Origin of the sequence: Cellulomonas biazotea (assembly GCF_004306155.1) — a bacterium.
Taxonomy (GTDB): domain Bacteria; phylum Actinomycetota; class Actinomycetes; order Actinomycetales; family Cellulomonadaceae; genus Cellulomonas; species Cellulomonas biazotea.
Genome location: NZ_BIMR01000347.1, coordinates 1 through 4,865, shown reverse-complemented (window position 1 = coordinate 4,865; position 4,865 = coordinate 1). Strand labels below are relative to the sequence as shown.

Genomic DNA, 4,865 nt, shown 5'->3' with positions numbered 1-4,865 from the left:
CCTGCGGGTCGTCGAGGACGCCGACGACGCCGAGCCCGCCGCGGAGGAGGCGCCGCGGGAGTCGGCCGCCGACCGTCGCCGCCGCCGCGACCGCGAGGACGCGGTCCGCTCCGCGCAGCGTGCGAAGGACGAGGCCGCCGCCGCGCTCGACCGCGCGCGCGAGCGCCTGGACGACGCGACCCGCGACCGCGACGAGCAGCAGGAGGCCGTCGCGACCGCGGAGCAGGCGGCGGCCGACGCGCGTCGCGAGGTCGACGACCTCGAGGCGGCCCTGGTCGACCTGCGCCGCCGTCTCGCGGCCGCGCAGAAGGCCCTGGCGCGTGCGGACGACGCCGAGTCCCGCGCGGGGACGACGCTGCACGCGCAGGAGAAGGCGCTGACGTCGGCGCAGCGGGACCTGCGCCAGGCGCAGCATGCCGACACGGACGCGACCCGCGCCCTGGAGCGCGCCGAGCAGGCCCTGGCGGACCTCGGCACACCCTGAGCCCGGTCAGCCCGACGTCGCCGCCGACGTCGCGGCCACCGCGGACGCGGCGACCGCCGCCGTCGCGCCCTCGGCGGCCTGCAGGGCCCGGCGCACCGCCTCCCCGCCGACGTCGCCCGCGGCGATCGCCTTGGCCCGGCGCCGGACCTCGGAGCGCGGGAGGCCGACGTCCCCGACGACGGCGGGCACGCGGCCGAGGGAGTGCACCACGGCGACGAGGGTCGCGTCGCGGGGGTCGGGCTGCCGCGAGCCGACGACGACCTCCCGCAGCCGGTGCCGTAGCGCGGTGGACGGGCCGCCGGGGTCGACCGCGGGACGGCTCGTCGTCCAGGTGAGGCCGAGGAACCGGACGGGCACCTCGCGCAGCACGCCCGCGGCGACCAGCCGGCCGTCCAGGGTCGCGCGCAGGTTCTTCGCGAGGCCGGGCAGCGCCTCCTGCGGGCGGCGCGGACGGCTCCACGAGGCGACGAGGCGCAGCGCGTCGTCCAGCACGGGGTCGCCGGTCGGCGCCGTCGAGGTGACGACGACGCGGCCCGGCCGGGCCTTCGGGTGGTCCTTCGGCTGGTCCTTCGCGGTGATCTCGACGTGCCCGCCCTGCACGAGCTCGACGAGCACCGCGCCGGCGAGCGCGAGGGCCGTGCGCTGGCCGGAGTCGAGCGGCCGGCCCGTCGTCGGGTCGGTGAGCAGCAGGAGCGTCTCCTCCGCGAGCAGCATGGCGATCACGGTAGCGCCGCGGGCCGGTCGTGCGGAGGGCAGAATCGGCGGCATGGCGGACCTGGGCGACGCACCGCAGGTGCACGCGGAGACGGTGGACGAGTGGCGCGCGTGGCTGGTCGAGCACCACGCGACCGCGTCGGGCGTGTGGCTGGTGTCGTGGAAGCGTCCGACGGGCCGTCCCGCGGTGCCGTACCAGGAGGCCGTCGAGGAGGCGCTGACCGTCGGCTGGATCGACGCGACCAAGCGGTCGCTCGACGACGAGCGCAGCGCGCAGTACTTCGCCCGCCGCAAGCCGGGGTCGGGGTGGGCGCGGACCAACAAGGAGCGGCTCGTCCGGCTGGAGGCCGAGGGGAGGATGCTGCCCGCGGGCACGGCCGTCGTCGACGCCGCGAAGGCCGACGGGTCGTGGACGCTGCTCGACGACGTCGAGGACCTCGTCGTCCCCGCCGACCTGGCCGCCGCGTTCGAGGCGCACCCCGGCGCGCTCGCGCACTGGGAGGCGTTCCCGAAGTCGGTCAAGCGGCTGCACCTGGTGTGGCTCGTGCAGGCGAAGCGGCCCGCGACGCGTGCGACCCGTGTCGAGGAGGTCGCCCGCCGGGCTGCCGCCGGGGAGCGCGCGATCCGGTGACGACGGCACGTGCGGCCGCCCGGGTCGTCCTGCGGGACGTCGGCGCGACCGTGCGCCGGTCGGACGTCGCGCTCGTGTACGGCGGGCTCGTCACGCTCGGCGCGCTCGTCATGGCGTTCCTGCCCGACGCGACCGCCGCCGCGGTCACCGCGCACGTGAGCGGCAACCTCGACAACCTGCGGGAGCGCCCGGTCGAGGCGCTGGTGGCGAGCGCGTTCGTCCTGCCGCACCTGTCGAACCTGCTGCTCGTCGTGGTCCTCGTCATCGCCGTCGGGTACGCGCAGCGCTGGCTGGGCCGCGCAGCGACGGTCGCCGTGATGGTGGCCGGGCAGGTCGGGGCGTCGCTCGTCGTCGGCGCCGTGCTGACGACGGGCATCGCACGCGGCTGGCTGTCGCCGACCATCGCGGGCGTGTCCGACGTGGGCGTGAGCTACGTCGTCGCGGGCGTCACCGGCGTGCTCGTCGCGCGCGTGCCCCGGCGGTGGCGGTGGTGGTACCTGGGCGTCCTGCTCGCCGCGTGGGTGCTGCCCGGGGTGTGGCAGCGGACGTTCACCGACGTCGGGCACGCCACGGCGCTCGTGATCGGCCTGCTGCTCGCGTTCGTCCTCGGCCGGGCCGTCGCGGCGGCGGCGACGACCCACGGCTGGCGACCTGGCTGGGCCCGCGGTGACGACCGCCACAGCCCCTTCACCCCCGACCGGGACGAGCGTCCCGGGGGCTCCCGGGGTCCCGACCAGCCATGATGGGCACGTGCCGACCGAGCCTACCGACGACGAGCTCGAGCTCATCCGACGCTCGGGCGTCGCGCTGCGCGTCGGCCGCCTGAGCCTGTCCGCCGGGACCGGGTCGTACCGCGTCAAGGCGTCGATGGCCCGCATGGCGCGCGCCCTGGGCGTCGACCGGCACGAGGCCCACGTGACCCTGACCGAGATCACCGCGACGTCGCACCGCGGCCACTCGTTCCGCACCGAGGTCACCGAGGTCCGGTCCGTCGGCATCAACGCCGACCGGCTGTCCCGCCTGGAGGCCCTCGTCTCCCGCCTGGAGGAGCGCAAGGTCCGCGACGGCGTCGAGACGACCGTCGAGGAGGCCACCGCCGAGCTCGACGCGATCGCCGCTCGCAAGCCCCTGTACCCGGCGATCCTCAACGCCCTGTGGTCCGGGATCGCGTGCGCCGCGTTCGCGTTCCTCAACAACGGCGGGCCGATCGAGGTCGTCGGGGTGTTCGTCGGGGCGTCGCTCGGCCAGGCGCTGCGCCGCGCTCTGCTGCACCGCGGCTACAACCAGTTCGGCGTGACGATGCTCGCCGCCGCGCTCGGCGCCTTCACCTACCTCGGGTTCGTCACCGTCCTGCACGACGTCGGCGCGATCCCCGTCCGTCACGAGGCCGGCTACGTGTCCGCGGTGCTGTTCCTCATCCCCGGGTTCGCGCTCGTCACGGGCGCGCTCGACCTCGCGAAGCTCGACTTCTCCGCGGGCGTCGCACGGCTCGTCTACGCGCTCATGATCCTCACGTCGGCTGCGCTCGCGGTGTGGGGCGTGTCCGCCGTCGTGGGGCTGCAGCCCGAGCCCGCGCAGCCGCTCGGCCTCGACCCCGGCCTGCTGCTCGCGCTGCGGTTCGTCGCGTCGTTCCTCGGCGTCCTCGGGTTCGCGCTCATGTTCAACAGCCCGTGGCCCATGGCCGTCGGTGCCGCCGGGGTCGGGATGGTCGCGAACGTCGTCCGCCTCGAGCTCGTCGACGCCGGGGTCGTCGTGCAGGCCGCCGCGGCCGTCGTCGCGCTGCTCGTCGGGCTGCTCGCCGCCGCGGTCGCCCCCCGCCTGCGGGTGCCGCGCATCACGATCTCCGTGCCCGCCGTCGTCATCATGGTCCCGGGCGTCACCGCCTACCGGGCGGTCTTCCACCTGTCCGACGGCCAGACGACCGACGCGCTCGCCTACGCCGTGCAGGCCGGGCTCGTCGTCGCCGCCCTCGCCATCGGGCTGGCCGTCGCGCGCATGCTCACCGACCGGGTGTGGGCGTTCGAGCGCTGACGCGCCGGCTGGGTGGCTCGGTCAGGGGGCGCCGGGCAGCGACTCGCACGCGACCCCGTCGTCGTTGCCGTCGAGCTCCGCGACGTCGCCGTAGAGCGGCAGGTAGGTCGAGTACCAGGCCTGCGCGTCCGCCCACGTCGCGAAGTCGCGGCAGTCCTTGCTGTTGCCGGGGTTCGCGGGGGCACCGGCCTCGGGCGCGGTGGGTGCGGGTGCCGGAGCGGGGGCGGCCTGCGCGGGCGGCAGGGCCGACCCCGCGGGCAGCGGCTCACCGGGGCACGACGCGAGGATCCCCGCGATCGCGTCCCGCTCCGCCGCGGTCACCCACAGCCCGTACGTGAACTTCACGGCGACCTGCCGGGCGACGTACGCGCACCGGTACGCCTTGTGCGGCGGCAGCCACGTGGCCGCGTCCCCGTCGCCCTTCTGCGAGTTCAGCGGTCCGGACACGGCGAGCAGGTTGAGCGGGTCGTTCCCGAGCCGCTGCCGCGCCGACGCGTCGAGCTGCTGCGCCCCCTTCTGCCACGCGTCCGACAGTGCGACCACGTGGTCGATCTGCACGTCGGCCGACGTCGCGGACCCGCGCGTGAACGGGATCGACGTCCCGGAGTACGGGTCGGCGAGCGTGCCCGTCAGGACGACGCACTCCTGCGTGCCCGGCTTGAGCGTCACGCCCGTCAGGTCGCGGCGCAGGATGTCGTTGCGCGCGTCGCAGCCGTTGCCGTCGAGGTCGACCTCCCGGTACGCGAACAGGTCGCGGTCGTACCCGGTCTTCGGCGCCCGGCCCTTGACGGGCAGCAGCCCCAGCGCGACGAGCGCCGTCTGCCCCTGGGCCTGCGCGAGGACCGCGGCGGTGTCGCCGACGGGGGCGGCGTCCGGCGCCGGGAGGGCGGCCGCGTCGTCCGCGGCGAGCGACTCGTCGTCGGGGTCCGCGAGGTCGTCGGCCGCCGCGGAGGCCGTCGCGACCGGTGCCGCCGGGCCACCCGCCGCGCCTGCCGTGTCCAGCGG

General features: G+C 76.4%; 5 protein-coding genes and 1 pseudogene. 4 read left to right on the top strand and 2 right to left on the bottom strand.

Annotated features, from left to right (window positions below; translation table 11 throughout):
* Window positions 1-484 (top strand): annotated as a pseudogene (locus CBZ_RS21150) (hypothetical protein); the annotation flags it as partial.
* A 6-nt stretch (window positions 485-490) separates the two neighbouring features.
* Here CBZ_RS21150 and CBZ_RS18310 read toward each other — a convergent pair.
* Window positions 491-1,198: a GOLPH3/VPS74 family protein gene (locus tag CBZ_RS18310; protein ID WP_165446851.1), complete on the bottom strand. Its 708-nt coding sequence runs from the start codon at window positions 1,196-1,198 to the stop codon at window positions 491-493.
* 52 nt (window positions 1,199-1,250) lie between these two features.
* On the opposite strand from CBZ_RS18310, the gene CBZ_RS18305 reads away from it, so the two are divergent.
* Genes CBZ_RS18305 through CBZ_RS18295 form a run of 3 tightly spaced genes read left to right on the top strand, consistent with a single transcriptional unit; the run spans window position 1,251 to window position 3,860 of the window.
* The gene (locus CBZ_RS18305) at window positions 1,251-1,829 is read left to right on the top strand and encodes a YdeI/OmpD-associated family protein (RefSeq protein WP_165446850.1); all 579 of its coding nucleotides are present in this window, start codon (window positions 1,251-1,253) and stop codon (window positions 1,827-1,829) included.
* Window positions 1,826-2,572, top strand: a complete 747-nt coding sequence (locus tag CBZ_RS18300) for a rhomboid-like protein (RefSeq protein WP_130782899.1) — start codon at window positions 1,826-1,828, stop codon at window positions 2,570-2,572. Before CBZ_RS18305 ends, CBZ_RS18300 begins: the two co-directional genes overlap by 4 nt.
* Window positions 2,573-2,579: 7 nt before the next feature.
* On the top strand, window positions 2,580-3,860 hold the full coding sequence (locus CBZ_RS18295) for a threonine/serine exporter family protein (RefSeq protein ID WP_130782898.1): 1,281 nt from the start codon (window positions 2,580-2,582) through the stop codon (window positions 3,858-3,860).
* A 21-nt stretch (window positions 3,861-3,881) separates the two neighbouring features.
* Here the strand turns inward: CBZ_RS18295 and CBZ_RS18290 are convergent.
* The coding region (locus tag CBZ_RS18290) for an HNH endonuclease family protein (RefSeq protein ID WP_130782897.1) at window positions 3,882-4,865 on the bottom strand (984 nt) is incomplete at its 5' end.

Bases quoted from the DNA above. Each gene is read 5' to 3' on its own strand.
- CBZ_RS18305 (WP_165446850.1), top strand. From the start codon at position 1,251: ATGGCGGACCTGGGCGACGCACCGCAGGTGCACGCGGAGACGGTGGAC.
- CBZ_RS18310 (WP_165446851.1), bottom strand. From the start codon at position 1,198: ATGCTGCTCGCGGAGGAGACGCTCCTGCTGCTCACCGACCCGACGACG.